Raw genomic sequence first — 14,968 nt, 5'->3', positions numbered from 1 at the left:
GTGCGACGTTCGCGTTCACTTCGACCGCTCGCAGCCCACGATCTCTTTTTGCCATGCCAATCGATGTTGATAGGTTTTTGAATGTCGCTGCATAGCAGCCGAGTTCGAACCGGGGGGACGAACCGATGACTTCTCAGCATGCCGCTGTCCGGACTGCCGACACCACGCACCGCTCCTGTAGCGCCTCGCGTTGTCGGCGAATCCCGTAACGCGAGACCGAAGCGCGCGATCGCGCCACTTCTGCGAATACCTCGGACCGACGGCCGTCCGCGCCATGCGCCGACGACGGCTCCGTCCGGGACGTTACGCGCCTTCCCGTACAGCGCCTCCGGGCATACGACTGAGCATGAGTGCGCGCCGACTCGGTGTGTGTATACGCCATCGAGCCTTGCGCGAGAGATCGGAGAGAATTGCCGAATTACAGCGATGTACCCAACGGCAGCACAGGTTTGTTCACGTCCGGACAGCCCACGAGGCAGTGGACGGTCAAGGCGAGCGAGCCCGTCGGCTACGAGGTGCGGATAGCCGATGGCCTCTTCGAGCCGGACAGCACGGTCCTCCTCGAGGACGCCCGACCCGGCACCGGTCCGGTCCGACGCGTCGTCGTGACGGACACCGTGGTGAACGACCTCTACGGGAAGACGATCCGCGACTACTTCGACCACCACGGCGTCGAGTACGAGATCTGCGTACTCCCCGACGGCGAGACCGCCAAAACGTGGGACAACGTGCTGACCGTCGTGGAAACGCTCGACAGGTTCGGCATCGACAGGCGCCGTGAGCCTGTCATCGGGATCGGCGGTGGCGTCCTGCTCGACATCGTCGGCTTCGTCGCCAGCACCTACCGCCGCGGGACGCCCTACATCCGGGTCCCCACCACTCTGATCGGCCTTGTCGACGCCGGGGTCGGCGTCAAGACCGGCTTCAACTTCAACGGGCACAAGAACCGGCTGGGCACCTACTTCGCGGCCGAACGCAACCTGCTGGACCGCACCTTCCTCAAGACCCTCGGGGAACGGCACATCAGCAACGGGCTGGCCGAGATTCTCAAGATCGCCCTGATCAAGGACTACCGGCTCTTCACCCTGCTCGAGAGCTACGGTGCGGACCTGGTCGGCACCCGGATGCAGGGCCCGTACGACGGGCCGCACCCCGACCCCGCCCTGGAGGCGATGGAGCGGGCCATCCACGGAATGCTCGAGGAGCTCCAGCCCAATCTCCGGGAGAAGAACCTCGAACGCGTCGTGGACTACGGTCACACCTTCAGCCCGACGGTGGAGATGCAGGCCCTGCCCGAGCTGCTGCACGGCGAGGCCGTCGCCGTCGACATGGCGCTGACCACCGTGCTCGCCGAACGCCGGGGACTCGTCGACGCCTCGCAGCGAGAGCGGATCTTCCGCGTCATGGTCGATCTGAACCTGCCGACCTGGCACGAGCTGTGCGTACCCGACGTGCTGCAGCCCGCGCTCGCCGACACCGTGCGGCACCGCAACGGACAACAGCGGCTCCCCCTGCCCATGGGCATCGGGTCCGCTGTCTTCGTCAACGACGTGACGCCCTCCGAACTCGCCGAGGCCGCGGAGCACTTGGCCCAGGCCGCGCTGGCGGTCGCCCGATGACGAACACGGCCCCGGCCGCCACGCTCACCGTGACGACCGCACCGGACCGCGCCGCCCTGTCCCACGTCCACCGGGCGGCGGGGACGACCCGCTGGCACTCCTTCACCGGCCGCCGCCAGCTGCGTTCGGCGACGGAGGCCGTCGGGCGGCTGTCCCTCGCACCCGGCGCGGCCGGCGGCGGGCACCTCCAGACCCGCACCGAGGTGGCCTGCCTGGTCCTGGCCGGCGAGGGCGAGTTCCTGGTCAACGGCGCGCCCGCGCCCGTGCGGGCGGGCTCTCTCGTGCTGGCCGGGGCGGGCAGCGCGCGCGAGCTGCGCAACACCGCGGACGCCGACCTCGACCTGCTCGTCGTCGAGACCGTCTCGCCCCCGACCCACGCCACGCTGTCCGGATCCCTTCCCCCGTACGGAGGAACAGCCGTGAGTTCCATCTCGGTCCTCGATCTCTTCGAGGCCAGGAGCATCGACACCACCGGTACCTTCACCGGCCCGCTGCGACAGATCGAGATCGTCGACATCCCCGCGGGGGACATCCGCACGCTCGGAGCGCCGGACGCCGAGCTCGCCTGCTATGTGATCAGCGGCGGCGGTACGGTCACCAGCTCGGTCACCGACGCACCGCTGGTCGTCTCCGCCGACACCTGCGTCACCACACCGGCGGGCTCCGAGAACTCCTTCGCCGCCATCAAGACGCTGCGGCTCGCCGTGGTCACCCTGCGGCTTCCGGTCCACGAGGCCGCCCAGTGATCGTCACCTCGGCCGGCACGGGGGCCACGAGCCGGCTGATCGCCCCGGGGCACGAGGACGCCCGGTGGCAGAGCCTCGCCCGCCGCGCCATGCTGCACAGCGAATGCGAGGCGGTCGAACACTGGCGTCTCCCCGCGGGCTACCCCCTGCAGGTCAGCGCGGACCACGGCGTGGAAGAGGCCCTGATCGTCCTGGAGGGCTCGATCAGCGTCGACGTGCCCGGAGAGGCCGTGCCCGAAGCCCGGGCCGGTCAGTGCGCCCTGGTGCCGCACGGCGTGGAGGCGACCATACGGGCCGGTGCGGACGGGGCCGTGCTGGTGAGCGTCCGCGCCCTGCCCAGTGAGATCACCCGCGCTCTGCCGCCCCGGCGGCCCGGGCTGCCGGCATGACCGCCGCTCGTACGCGGCGGGCGGCCACGCGCCTGTCCTCAACCACCTTCTGAACCACCCGGACCGCATTCATGCTTTGGAACGACATCTACATCACGGCGACAGCCTCCTGGCTCCCCGAGCGGGTCAGCGTCGAGGACGCGCTCAGCGCGGGCCAGTACGCCTCCGAGGACGCCGAGCGGCACGACCACCTCTCGGTCACCGTCACCGACCCCTCCGACAACGTGGCGGACCTGTGGACCCGGGCCGGGCAGGCGGCAATCGCCCGGTCCGGGTCCACCCGGGACGGCATCGATCTGCTGCTGTGCACCGCGACGTTCGGAGCCGGTATCGACGGCTGGAACGCCGCCGCCTATGTGCAGCGTCAGATCGCCGCCGACGGCTGCCTCGCGACCGAGCTGCGCGGCGCCTCCAACGGCTCCCTCCTCGCGATGGAGCTGGCAGCCGCCTACCTGACGGCCCATACCGCACCCACCACCGCGGTGATCACCGCCGGTGACCTCTTCCCCATGCCGTACTTCGACCGCTGGCGGGCCGACCGGATCCTGTTCGGCGACGGGGCCGCGGCGGCGGTGCTGTCGAACCGGGACGGGTTCGCCCGCATCGTGGCGATGGCGACCCACTCCGACGCCACGCTCGAAGGACTGCACCGGGCCGACGAGCCGATCGGGCCGTTCAATCCCGAGGTGAAGTACCCCATCGACCTGCGTTCCAGGAGCCGCTGGTTCCAGGAGACGACCATGGCCAAGGAGGAGATCCGCCGCCGCATGGACATCGGCCTCGTGACGGCGGCCCGGCAGGCCGTCGAGGAGTCCGGGATCCCCCTGGACCGGATCGACCACGTGGTCGTGCCGCACCTCGGCAAGCGCCTGATCCACAGTCAGGTGCTGGCACCTCTCGGCATCACCACCCTCGACCGCAGCACGTGGGAGTTCTCCCGCCGGATCGGTCACCTGGGTCCGGCGGACCAGCTGGCCGGCCTCGACCATCTGGCCGACAGCGGTGCGCTGCGGCCCGGACAGCACGTGCTTCTGATCGGGCTCGGTGCGGGCTACACCTGGTCCTGCGCCGTGCTCGAGATCACGAGCGACCCGGCCTGGCCGACCACCCACCACGGCCACGCCGGATCATGAGAGACAAGGAACGACTGATGACTTCCCTGAGCCGCAGAAGGCTGTTCGCGGGTGCGGCCGCACTCGGCACCGCGGCGGCCGCCCCCCAGCTCCTCGGCGCCGCACCGGCCGGCGCCGCACCGCGGAGCGCCGCGCCGACGGCGGCGGCCGGCACCTTCCCGGTGTCCACGGTCAAGCCTGGTGACAGGCGCTACGCCACTCTCAGCAGGGGCAACAACCACCGTTTCGTCGGCGCTCCGGAGTACGTCCGACTCGTCGGATCGACGGCCGACGTCGTCCAGGCGGTCCAGGAGGCGGTGGATTCCGGCAAACGCGTCGCCGTCCGCAGCGGCGGGCACTGCTACGAGGGCTTCGTCGACGACCCCGCGGTGCAGGTGATCATCGACCTGTCGGAGATGAACGAGATCTCCTTCGACGCCAAGCGCGGCGCCTTCGCGGTCGAGGGCGGGGCGATGCTGGGCGAGGTGTACGAGCGGCTCTACAAGGGCTGGGGCGTCACCGTGCCCGGCGGCAACTGCCCGACCGTGGCCGCGGGCGGGCATGTCGCCGGCGGTGGTTACGGCTCGCTCTCCCGGCAGCACGGCCTTGTTGTCGACCACCTCCACGCGGTGGAGGTCGTCGTCGTCGACAGCGCCGGCAAGGCCCGCGCGGTCGTGGCCACCAACGCCAAGTCCGACCCCAACCGCGATCTGTGGTGGGCGCACACCGGCGCCGGAGGCGGCAACTTCGGCGTGGTGACCAAGTACTGGTTCCGCTCGCCGGGCGCGACGGGAACCGACCCGGCCAAGCTGCTCCCGCAACCGCCCTCCGAGGTCTGGATCAGCAATGTCGTCTGGCCCTGGGGCAAGCTCGACGAGCAGTCGTTCAGCCGCCTGGTGCAGAACTTCGGCGCGTGGCACGAGCGCAACAGCGCGCCCGACTCGCCGTACCGGGCGCTGTTCTCCCAGCTCAAGCTGATCCACCCGGACAACGGCGTGGTGATCCTGAGCACCCAGATCGACGCCGGCGCCGAGGACGCGGAGAAGCTGCTCGACGCCTACCACGCCGCGATCGCGGAGGGCGTCGGAGTGCCGCACACCGTGACCGAGCGCCACAAGCTGCCCTGGCTGCAGGCCACTCGGTGGGCGGGCTTCACCGGCCCCGATCCCACCCAGCGGTTCAAGGGCAAGCCCGCCTACTTCCGCAAGAACTTCAGCGCGGACCAGGCCCGCACGATGTACCGGCAGCTGACCCGGGACGACTACCACGCCTCGGGCGCCTTCATGACGCTGGCGGGCATCGGCGGCCAGGGGAACGCCGTCGCGCCGACGGCGACCGCGGTCGCCCAGCGCGACTCCGTGGTCAAGTTCCAGTGCGGCGTGCTGTGGACCGACGCGAACGAGGACGACAAGCACCTCACCTGGGTGCGCGGCCTGTACAAGGAACTGTTCTCCGCCACCGGCGGCGTACCGGTCCCGAACGAGCAGACCGACGGTCTCTTCATCAACTACGCCGACGTGGACGCCCGCGACCCGAACCTGAACACCTCCGGCGTGTCCTGGAGCGCCCTGTACTTCAAGGGCAACTACCCCAAGCTCCAGCAGGTCAAGGCAGCGTGGGACCCCAAGAACCTCTTCCGTCACGGGCTCTCCATAGAACCGTCGCGCTAGCGGCCCGCCTGCGCCTCGCGCCGGCCCTCCCCACCCCATCCGATCCGAAAGGCACCCCCATGACCGCCACCCCCGCCCGCCCGCTCGCCGGCAAGTCCGCCGTCGTCACCGGCTCCTCCCGCGGCATCGGCCGCGCCATCGCCCTGCGCCTCGGCCAGGACGGCGCGGACGTCGTCGTGAACTACCACAGCAACGCCGCGGCCGCCGAGGAGCTGGTCGCCGAGATCGCCGCCGCGGGCGGCAAGGCCATCGCCGTCCGCGGTGACATCGCGGTCCGCGGCGACGTCGAGCGGCTCTTCGACGAGGCCGAGTCCTCCTTCGGCGGCATCGACATCCTGGTCCACAACGCCGGGAACGACGCCGAGGGCGCCATCGCCGACCTCGACGACGACCTCATCGACCGGACCGTGGACCTCAACTTCAAGGGCGCGCTGTACACCCTTCAGGAGGCGTCCCGCCGGCTCCGTGACGGCGGCCGCGTCATCAACATCTCGACGGGTTACACCCGCGCGGTCTTCCCCAACTTCGGCATCTACGCCGCCACGAAGGTCGCGGTCGAGCAGCTGGTGCTCGTCCTCTCCAAGGAGCTCGGCGGCCGCGGCATCACCGCCAACTCCGTGCTCCCGGGTGTGGTCGCCACCGACCGCACCGAGCGGCTGCGCGAGCAGTTCGACGCCTTCGCCTCGATGACCCCGCTCGGCCGCGTCGGCGAGCCGGAGGACATCTCCGACGTCGTGGCCTTCCTCGCCGGTGAGCAGGCCCGCTGGGTCACCGGCCAGTCGATCGCCGCCGCCGGCGGTCTTGTCTGACAACTGACGCCCCGTGCCGCCGCTGAGCCGCCGGCGGCACGGGGCGGGCGGGCACCACATCACAGCACTCACCCACCGGGGGCATCATGAGAGAAGTCAGCGTCAGCTCGGCCGCGGCCGTACACCGATGGGCACGGATCGCGGGTGACTCCACGGCGATCGTCTACGAGGGCAGCACGACGACCTACGCCCAACTGGGCACGCGCGTACGCTCCTTGGCCGCGACCCTGGCCGACGGTGGACTGCGGGCCGGGGACCGGGTCGCCTACCTCGGCCTCAACAGTGTGCTGCTGCTGGAGACGGCGCTGGCCGCGGCCCACCTCGGCGCGATCTTCCTGCCGGTGAACTTCCGGCTCGCCGCCGAGGAGGTCTGCTACCTCCTCAACGATTCCGGTGTACACACCGTGGTGGCCGAGGACGGGCACCGGGCCGTCGTCGACGCCGTGGCCGACGCCACGCCGGTGCGCCGCTTCCTCCTCGGGGACCGCGACCCGCTCGTACCGGCCTCGGCGGCCCACCCGCGCTGGCAGCCGCTGTCCACGGCGCCGACCGGCAGCGGCTGGGGGGAGCCCGTCGCCGTCCATGCCACGGACACAGCGGTCCTGATGTACACCTCGGGCACCACCGGCCGCCCCAAGGGCGTCATCCTCACCCACGGCAACCTGTGGTGGAACCAGCTGAACGTGGCGGCGGCGATCGACACCCGCCCCCGCGAGACGACCCTCGCCGTCGCGCCGATGTTCCACATCGGGGGGCTCAACGCCTTTACGCTCGGCGCGCTCGGCCGGGGCGGCACGGTCGTGGTCCGGCGCGCCTTCGACCCCGACCAGTGTGTGGACGACCTGGTGGCCCACCGGGTGTCGCACATGTTCGCGGTCCCGGTGATGTTCGACGCTCTGGCCCGTTCGGACCGCTGGCAGCAGGCCGACCTGAGCGCGCTGACCGCCGCCGTGGTCGCGGGTGCGCCGGTCCCGGGCCTGCTCGTCCGCGAATACGCGGCGCGCGGCATCCGGCTGCAGCAGGCCTGGGGGCTGACCGAGACCGCCCCGTTCGCCACCTACCTCCCCCCGGAACTGGTCGAGACCGCCCCCGAGTCCGCGGGCTTCCCCATGCCGTACACCGAGATCCAGCTGACGGATCCCGAGACCGGCGCTGTGATCGCCGAGCCGAGGGTGCCCGGAGAGATCTGTGTACGGGGACCCCACGTCACACCGGGCTACTGGAACAACCCCGAGGCCACCGCGCAGGCCATCGACAGCTTCGGCTGGTTCCACTCCGGCGATGTCGGCTATCTCGACGACAAGGGCCTGCTCTACATCATCGACCGGCTCAAGGACATGATCATCAGCGGCGGTGAGAACGTCTACCCCGCCGAGATCGAGCGTGTGCTCATCGAACTCCCCGGCATTCGCGACGCCGCGGTGGTGGGGGTGCCGCACCCCAAGTGGGGCGAGACCCCCGTCGCGGTCCTGGTGCAGGACCACGGCAACACCATCGGCATCGAGGAACTCCGCGCGTTCACCGGAGAACGGCTCGCCCGTTACAAGCTCCCGACCGCTGTCTGTCACGTCGACGCGCTGCCCCGCAACGGCAGCGGAAAGCTCGACAAGACCGCCCTGCGCGCCTGGGTGCTCAGCGAGCGCGAGCCCGTCGGTGCCACGCGGCACTGACCGGCCTGTCCGTCTCCACCCCGCCCCCACGGAAGGAATTACGCACATCATGCATGGCTCCACGGCAGCAGACGCCCGTTCCAAGGCCGAACTCGCCATCGACGGACACACTCTGACGGTGAACGATGTCGTCGCCGCCGCGCGGGGGAAGGACGATGCGCCCCGCGTCACCCTCGCCGAGGAAACGGTGCGCCGCATGCTCAAGTCGATCGAGCTGAAGGGCCAGGTCATCGAGGCCGGTATCCCGGTCTACGGGGTGACCTCGGGCTTCGGCGACAGCAACACCCGGCAGATATCCGGGAAGAAGGCGGAGGACCTCCAGAAGAACCTCATCCGCTTCCTGTCCTGCGGCATCGGCCCCGTCGCGGCCGAGGACGTCATCCGCGCCACGATGGTCATCCGCGCCAACTGCCTGGCCCGCGGCTATTCGGCGGTCCGCCCCGAGGTCGTCGAGCTGCTCCTCGAGTGCCTCAACCACGATGTCCTGGCGCCCATCCCCGAGCGGGGCTCGGTCGGCGCGAGCGGTGACCTCGTCCCGCTCAGCTACATCGCGGCGCTCGTCACCGGCCAGGGCCAGGCCCTGCACGAGGGCGAGGAGAAGAGCTCGGCGGACGCCCTGGCCGCGGCCGGCCTCACCCCGGCGGTGCTGGAGGCCAAGGAGGGGCTGGCGCTCGTCAACGGCACGTCCTTCATGTCCGGGTTCGCCGCCCTGGCCCTCCACGACGCCGCGGAGCTGGCCTTCGCCGCCGACCTGTCGACCGCGCTGACCTCCCAGGTGCTCCAGGGCAACCCCGGCCACTTCGCGCCGTTCGTCTTCGACCAGAAGCCGCACACGGGTACGCGCCGCAGCGCGCGCACCATCCGTGACCTGCTCGGCAACCCCGAGGACCGCGACCCGGGCGTCGCGCAGCGCGACGCTTCGCTGTCGGAGGCGGGCTTCCGCGAGCTGGAGGAGCCGATCCAGGACCGCTACTCCATCCGCTGCGCCCCGCATGTGATCGGTGTGCTCCGCGACACCCTGGACTGGGCCACCAACTGGGTGGACATCGAGATCAACTCCACCAACGACAACCCGCTGTTCGACATCGACGCCGGTGTCGTCCGCAACGGCGGCAACTTCTACGGCGGCCACGTCGGCCAGGCCATGGACTCCCTGAAGACCGCGGTCGCCAGCGTCGCCGACCTGCTCGACCGCCAGCTGGAGCTGGTCGTGGACGAGAAGTTCAACAACGGCCTGACCCCCAACCTGATCCCGCGCTTCGAGGCGGAGAGCTGGGACGCGGGCATGCACCACGGCTTCAAGGGCATGCAGATCGCCGCCTCCGGGCTCACCGCCGAGGCGCTGAAGAACACCATGCCCGCGACCTCGTTCTCCCGGTCGACCGAGGCGCACAACCAGGACAAGGTCAGCATGGCGACCATCGCCGCGCGGGACGCCCGTACGGCCGTGGAGCTGGTCCGCCAGGTCACCGCCATCCACCTGCTCGCCCTGGCCCAGGCCGCCGACCTGCGCGGCACCGAGGTCCTCAGCGGCCCGACGAAGGCCGCGTACGACCTGATCCGCTCGGTCTCCCCGACGCTGGAGGGCGACCGTCCGCTGGCGGGCGACATCCAGCGGGTCACCGCGCTCATCGCCTCCGGCGAGCTGCGCGAGGCCGCCGAGGCGGCGCTGACCGACTGACGGGCCGCTCGACCGGGGCCCACGGCGGGCCCCGGTTAATTGGACTCCCAGAAGCCAATTAATTACAGTCGAACCGTGCGACTCACCAAGGGCACCGACATCGCGCTGCGCATCGCCATGCGCCTCGCGGTGGCGGGCGACGAGGAGGCGCCGACCACCCGGGAGGTGGCCGGCGCGGTCGGCGTGCCGTACACGCACGCCGCCAAGGTCGTCAGCAGACTCCAGCACCTGGGGGTCGTCGAGGCCCGCCGGGGCCGGGGCGGCGGGCTCACGCTCACCGCCGCCGGCCGGGCGGCCTCGATCGGCCGCCTGGTGCGCGAGCTGGAGGGCGCGGGCGACGTCGTCGGCTGCGAGGACGACCCGCCGTGCCCGCTGCGTGCCGCGTGCAGGCTGCGCGGCGCGCTGCGCGAGGCCCAGGAGGCGTTCTTCGCCGCCCTGGACCCGATCACCGTCGAAGAGCTGACGGCTCCGCCGACGGGCCCCCTCCTGCTGAGCCTGGGCACCGGCCCCGGGGACTGACCGCGAAACCCCCACCCCTCCACCGAGGCCGCAGCGCACCGTTAAATGCGAATCTCAGATACCAATTCCAGTCGAGCGTCAGGAGCCCCGATGCTGTCCACCAGGTCGACCGAGATCGTCCGCGCCACCCTCCCCGCCGTCGGCGGCGCCATCGGCGAGATCACCCCGCTCTTCTACGACAAGCTCTTCACCGACCGGCCCGACCTGCTGCGCGACCTCTTCAACCGGGGCAACCAGGCCAACGGCACCCAGCGCCAGGCCCTCGCGGGCGCCATCGCCGCCTTCGCCACCGCGCTGGTCGAGCACCCGGAGGTCCGCCCCGACGCGATGCTCTCGCGCATCGCCCACAAGCACGCCTCGCTCGGCATCACCCCCGCGCAGTACCCGCTGGTGCAGCGGCACCTCTTCGCCGCGATCGCCGAGGTGCTGGGCGACGCCGTCACCCCCGAGGTCGCCGCCGCCTGGGACGAGGTCTACTGGCTGATGGCCAATGCCCTCATCGCGATCGAGGCCCGGCTCCACGAGGAGGCCGGCGCCCCGGACGGCGACACCCTCGCCCCGTACCGCGTCGTCGGCCGGCTCCGGGAGACCGCCGAGGTCACCACCTTCCTCGTCCGGCCCCTGGACGGGCGGCCGCTGCCCGCCTCCCGCCCCGGCCAGTACGTCTCCGTCCAGGTGGAACTCCCCGACGGCGCCCGGCAGATCCGCCAGTACAGCCTCTCCGGCCACCCCGACGACGCGCTCCAGTTCTCCGTCAAGCGGCTCGCGGGCGACCCGGACGGCGAGGTCTCGCACCACCTCCACGAGCGGCTCGGCGTGGGCGACACCCTGCTGGTCAGCGCCCCCTTCGGGGATGTGGTGCTGGCCGGCGGCGACGCGCCCGTGCTCCTCGCCTCCGCGGGCATCGGCTGCACCCCGATGATCGGGATGCTCTCCCACCTGGCGGCCACCGGCGCCACCCGCCGGGTGATCGCCGTCCACGCCGACCGCAGCGAGTCCACGCACGCCTTCCGCACCGACCTCCGCCAGCTGACGGGCAAGCTCCCGGACGCGGTCGCGCATGTCTGGTACGAGGAGCCGGAGGCCGGCCACCCCGCCGACCGCACGGGCCGCGCCGACCTCGCCGCCATCGACATCCCCGCGGGCACCACGGCCTACCTCTGCGGACCGCTGCCCTTCCTCCGCTCGGTCCGTACGCAACTCCTGGCGGCGGGCGTGGCGGCGGCCGACATCCACTACGAGGTGTTCGGCCCGGATCTGTGGCTGGGCGAGGGCGCCTGACGGACCGTCGGCTGAGTACGGGGAGCGGCACCCGGGGCAGATCGTTACCCACGCGTAACTCACGTGACCATTACCCTTGGTAAGTCACCGAGGTTACCGTCGAGTCACTTCGCTTCGGAGTGCCGCACCCCCCGTACCACCAGCGCGGCACCGACCTCAGGAGTGTGACCGTGCGACACCCTCGCAAGGCCCTGCGCGCCACGGCGGTCGGCGCCGCCTCCGCCGCGCTGCTGGCCGGCACCGCCCTCGGATTCGCCCCCGCGGCACAGGCCGCGCCGGACCGCCCGGCCGCGGTGGGCCACGCCGCCGCGTCCGTCCGGTTCACCGACCTCCCCGGCTCCGGCGGCATCACCCTGAAGGGCAACGTCTTCGCCCCCGGCGACACCGGCGGCGGGCGCCGCCACCCCCTGATCGTGCTGCCCACCAGCTGGGCCATGCCGCAGCTGGAGTACATCGCCCAGGCCAAGCAGCTCGCCGAGTCCGGCTATGTCGTGGTCAGTTACACCGCCCGCGGCTTCTGGCTCTCCGGCGGGAAGATCGAGACGGCCGGGCCGCAGGACATCGCCGACGCCTCCAAGGTCATCGACTGGGCGCTCGCCAACACCCCCGCCGACCCCGAACGGGTCGGCATGGGCGGGGTCTCGTACGGGGCGGGCATCAGCCTGATGGCCGCGGCGTTCGACAAGCGCGTCAAGGCGGTCACCGCGCTGAGCGGCTGGGCCGACCTCATCGAGTCGATCTACGGCGACCGCACCCAGCACCGGCAGGCCGCCGAGCTGCTCGGCGGCCTGGGCAACCTCACCGGCAGACCCGGCGACGAACTCCAGCGGATCCTGCGGGACTTCCTCGGCAACGACCTGTCGAAGGAGAAGGACATGCTGGCCTGGGGCGCGAAGCGCTCCCCCGCCACCTACCTCGACCGCATCAACGCCCAGGGCACCGCCGTCATGCTGGGCAACGCCTGGGGCGACTCGCTCTTCACCCCCAATCAGTACGCGAAGTTCTACGAGCGGCTGACCGGCCCCAAGCGCCTGGAGTTCCGGCCCGGCGACCACGCCACCGCCGAGGCCACGGGGCTGCTCGGACTGCCCAACGACACCTGGACCCACGCCCACCGCTGGTTCGACCGCTACCTCAAGGGCGAGGACAACGGCATCGACCGCGAGGCGCCCGTACAGCTCTCCTCCCGCTCCGGCGGCGGCTACGAGTCGTACGCGACCTGGGCGGACGTCGAGCGGAACCGGCGCGCGGTGCCGATGGACGGCGCGCGGGAGATCCGCACCGGCGTCGACTCGGGCGCGAACGGCGGCACCGTCATCCTCTCGGGCGCGCTCGACCAGTTCCTGAAGATCCCGCCGATGGTGTCCGTCCCGTTCCTCTCCCGGACGTACGCCGCCGTGTGGCAGACCGGGCCGTACGGGGCCGGGCAGCGGATCCGGGGCAGCGTGCAGGTGCGGACGACGATGACGAGCACCAAGGACACGGGGACGGCCGTCGCCTATCTCTACGACGTGGGCCCGCTGGGCGTGGGCAAGTTGATCAGCCACGCGCCGTACACCTTCCGGGACGAGGTGCCGGGGCGGGGGTTCGGGGTGGATCTGTCGCTCTACGCCACGGCGTACGACGTCCCTGCGGGGCATCGGCTGGCGCTGGTGGTGGACTCGGTGGACCCGCTCTACATCTCCCACAACCCGGCGGGGGCACGCTTGTCCTTCACGGCACCGACACTCTCGGTCCCGGTGCGCGACTAGGTTGCCCTGCGGGGCTTGTTCCCCAGCGCCGGACAGGCTGGATTTTCCAGCCCGTCCGGCGTTTGAGGACGCTCCCGCAGGGAGCTCCCGCCGCAGGCGGCAACGGCGGGACAGCCGGGGGCCTGGGGCACGAGCCCCTCACGCGGCGGAGCCGCATATCGGATGCAGCCGGGAAGGGGCGGGGCTGGGGAAACAAACCCCCTACACCTCCCGGTAGACCCCCGGCGCGAGGTAAACCGAGAAGCGCGGTGAGTCACCGCCCCGGTAGGAGATGAAGTTCTGTGTGCGCGACCCCGGCAGCGGGCGGTCGGAGATCGCGTCGAGCACCGACACATACGACGACGGGTCGACGCCCTCCGAGCGCAGAAACGCCGCCACCCGCTCCCGCGCCGCCGCGTCGCTCTCGTGCACAGGGATCATCGGAACGTACAGCGTCGCACCGGGCACGGCCTTCCCCGGGCCGAAGGAGAAGGCCGTCACCGGCGGCTTCCGCTTCCATTCGGGGGTGCCGTCAGCGCCGTTGATGCTGCGCAGCGCGTGGGCGAAGGAGCCCGGTACGTGGTCCGCGGCGACGGCCGACTTCGCGTCGATCGCGTCGGCGGACACCCCGGAGTGCGCGAGGTAGACCTGGACCCGGAAGTCGTCGCCGGGCACGAGGTCCATGGCCAGGGCGGCGGGTTCGTGCTCCGGGCCGTACGCGCCGCCGAGGTGTTCGGTGAGGGCGCGCCAGGGCCGCTCCAGGCCGAGGCGGACCATGGCCTCTTCCGTACGGGCGGCGGCCTGTTCCCGGCCACGGACCGCCGGGTTGAGGAAGATCTTGTAGCGGGGGTGGCCGCCGGGGACCCAGGCCACCGCGTGGGCGATGGTGAAGTATCCCTGCGGGTCGTCGTCGGTGAAGAGGTCCTCGACCCGGAGGCAGGGGTCGACGGAGACGCCGGGGCGGCCGGCCAGCCGCCGGGTGAGGGCCATGCCGTCCTCCATCCGGCGCTTCGCGGGGCCCCTGGGGGACTCCAGGGAGAGCCGGACCCCGGCCTTGCGCCCGGCCCAGGCGACCGAGGTCTCCAGGGGCATGCCGTCGATGGAGACCCAGCAGGCGTCCTCGGGGGGTATGCCGACGGGGAGTTCGCCCCAGGGATCGGTGAGGTCGCGCAGGAACGCGAGGAGCGGCTCCCGGTCCCCGCCGTCGGTCCCGAGGCCCTCGTAGGCGCGGAGCACCTTGTCGCAGGCCACCTCCGCGTAGGTGTCGGTGGGCCGGTAGCGGTCGGAGTCGAAGCGCGTCGGGCGGCCGGTCATCTCGGCTATGACGCCCGTGTCCGGGGTGAAATCGCCTGACGGGCGGGGCGGTTGGGGGCCGGTGCCGGGACCTGCGGACTCCATCGTGACTCCCTGTGCGTGGTGACGGCAAAAACGAGCGCGATCTTCCCACCGTGCGGCGGGCGCTGTCAGAGCTTTGCCCGACAATTGCCCGGGATCCCGTTATCGGGCCTATGTTCCGGCCAACTTGCCGCCCTTCGCGCGTACGGTCGACCCGCCTCAGCCGGGACCGGAGCCCGACCGGGGATCCGTCCGGTCCGCGGCGGCGGAATGCCCGGGACCGCCATCCACACCTGCGCATTACCGCTGGTTACGGTCAGGGTCGGGCATCCGCTTCGCAAGAACGGCCGGATCATGCACGGCGGTGGTCCGCATCACGACGTTCCGCGACACGATCGCCACACATC

General features: G+C 71.3%; 12 protein-coding genes. 11 read left to right on the top strand and 1 reads right to left on the bottom strand.

Annotation, left to right across the window (positions count from 1 at the left end):
* The first annotated feature begins 449 nt into the window (after positions 1-449).
* From DXZ73_RS32775 to DXZ73_RS32725, 11 genes are all read left to right on the top strand, one after another.
* Positions 450-1,619 carry a sedoheptulose 7-phosphate cyclase gene (locus tag DXZ73_RS32775; RefSeq protein WP_116214577.1) on the top strand — a complete coding sequence of 390 codons (1,170 nt, stop codon included), beginning with the start codon at positions 450-452 and terminating at the stop codon, positions 1,617-1,619.
* A complete protein-coding gene (locus DXZ73_RS32770) occupies positions 1,616-2,365 on the top strand; it encodes a cupin domain-containing protein (RefSeq protein WP_116214576.1) in 750 nt (249 codons plus the stop codon). Before DXZ73_RS32775 ends, DXZ73_RS32770 begins: the two co-directional genes overlap by 4 nt.
* Entirely contained in the window at positions 2,362-2,754 is a 393-nt protein-coding gene (locus DXZ73_RS32765; protein ID WP_116214575.1) for a hypothetical protein, read from the top strand. Before DXZ73_RS32770 ends, DXZ73_RS32765 begins: the two co-directional genes overlap by 4 nt.
* Positions 2,755-2,825: 71 nt before the next feature.
* Positions 2,826-3,887 carry a ketoacyl-ACP synthase III family protein gene (locus DXZ73_RS32760; protein ID WP_116214574.1) on the top strand — a complete coding sequence of 354 codons (1,062 nt, stop codon included), beginning with the start codon at positions 2,826-2,828 and terminating at the stop codon, positions 3,885-3,887.
* A gap of 17 nt (positions 3,888-3,904) precedes the next feature.
* Positions 3,905-5,536 (top strand): FAD-binding oxidoreductase, encoded by a 1,632-nt coding sequence (locus DXZ73_RS32755; protein ID WP_116214573.1) that lies wholly within the window; start codon positions 3,905-3,907, stop codon positions 5,534-5,536.
* Positions 5,537-5,595: 59 nt separating this feature from the next.
* Positions 5,596-6,345 carry an SDR family oxidoreductase gene (locus DXZ73_RS32750; RefSeq protein ID WP_116214572.1) on the top strand — a complete coding sequence of 250 codons (750 nt, stop codon included), beginning with the start codon at positions 5,596-5,598 and terminating at the stop codon, positions 6,343-6,345.
* 86 nt (positions 6,346-6,431) lie between these two features.
* Positions 6,432-8,015, top strand: coding sequence for an acyl-CoA synthetase (locus DXZ73_RS32745; RefSeq protein ID WP_116214571.1), 1,584 nt, complete (start codon positions 6,432-6,434; stop codon positions 8,013-8,015).
* Between the two features lie 49 nt (positions 8,016-8,064).
* Positions 8,065-9,696, top strand: a complete 1,632-nt coding sequence (locus tag DXZ73_RS32740) for an HAL/PAL/TAL family ammonia-lyase (protein ID WP_116214570.1) — start codon at positions 8,065-8,067, stop codon at positions 9,694-9,696.
* A gap of 75 nt (positions 9,697-9,771) precedes the next feature.
* Positions 9,772-10,215: an RrF2 family transcriptional regulator gene (locus tag DXZ73_RS32735; protein ID WP_116214569.1), complete on the top strand. Its 444-nt coding sequence runs from the start codon at positions 9,772-9,774 to the stop codon at positions 10,213-10,215.
* Positions 10,216-10,305: 90 nt separating this feature from the next.
* Positions 10,306-11,496, top strand: coding sequence for a globin domain-containing protein (locus DXZ73_RS32730; protein WP_116214568.1), 1,191 nt, complete (start codon positions 10,306-10,308; stop codon positions 11,494-11,496).
* A gap of 170 nt (positions 11,497-11,666) precedes the next feature.
* Complete coding sequence (locus DXZ73_RS32725) at positions 11,667-13,247, top strand: CocE/NonD family hydrolase (protein WP_116216028.1); 1,581 nt, start codon at positions 11,667-11,669, stop codon at positions 13,245-13,247.
* A 201-nt stretch (positions 13,248-13,448) separates the two neighbouring features.
* Here DXZ73_RS32725 and DXZ73_RS32720 read toward each other — a convergent pair whose 3' ends face one another.
* Positions 13,449-14,624: a tryptophan dimethylallyltransferase family protein gene (locus DXZ73_RS32720; RefSeq protein ID WP_116214567.1), complete on the bottom strand. Its 1,176-nt coding sequence runs from the start codon at positions 14,622-14,624 to the stop codon at positions 13,449-13,451.
* Positions 14,625-14,968 lie beyond the last annotated feature (344 nt).

The organism is Streptoverticillium olivoreticuli subsp. olivoreticuli, from assembly GCF_003391135.1.
Classification (GTDB): Bacteria; Actinomycetota; Actinomycetes; order Streptomycetales; family Streptomycetaceae; genus Streptomyces; species Streptomyces blastmyceticus.
This window is presented reverse-complemented; position numbering and strand designations above follow the sequence as displayed.

Coding starts and splice junctions, on each gene's coding strand:
- DXZ73_RS32760 (WP_116214574.1), top strand. CDS start 2,826: ATGCTTTGGAACGACATCTACATCACGGCGACAGCCTCCTGGCTCCCC.
- DXZ73_RS32770 (WP_116214576.1), top strand. CDS start 1,616: ATGACGAACACGGCCCCGGCCGCCACGCTCACCGTGACGACCGCACCG.
- DXZ73_RS32750 (WP_116214572.1), top strand. CDS start 5,596: ATGACCGCCACCCCCGCCCGCCCGCTCGCCGGCAAGTCCGCCGTCGTC.
- DXZ73_RS32740 (WP_116214570.1), top strand. CDS start 8,065: ATGCATGGCTCCACGGCAGCAGACGCCCGTTCCAAGGCCGAACTCGCC.
- DXZ73_RS32745 (WP_116214571.1), top strand. CDS start 6,432: ATGAGAGAAGTCAGCGTCAGCTCGGCCGCGGCCGTACACCGATGGGCA.
- DXZ73_RS32730 (WP_116214568.1), top strand. CDS start 10,306: ATGCTGTCCACCAGGTCGACCGAGATCGTCCGCGCCACCCTCCCCGCC.
- DXZ73_RS32755 (WP_116214573.1), top strand. CDS start 3,905: ATGACTTCCCTGAGCCGCAGAAGGCTGTTCGCGGGTGCGGCCGCACTC.
- DXZ73_RS32720 (WP_116214567.1), bottom strand. CDS start 14,624: ATGGAGTCCGCAGGTCCCGGCACCGGCCCCCAACCGCCCCGCCCGTCA.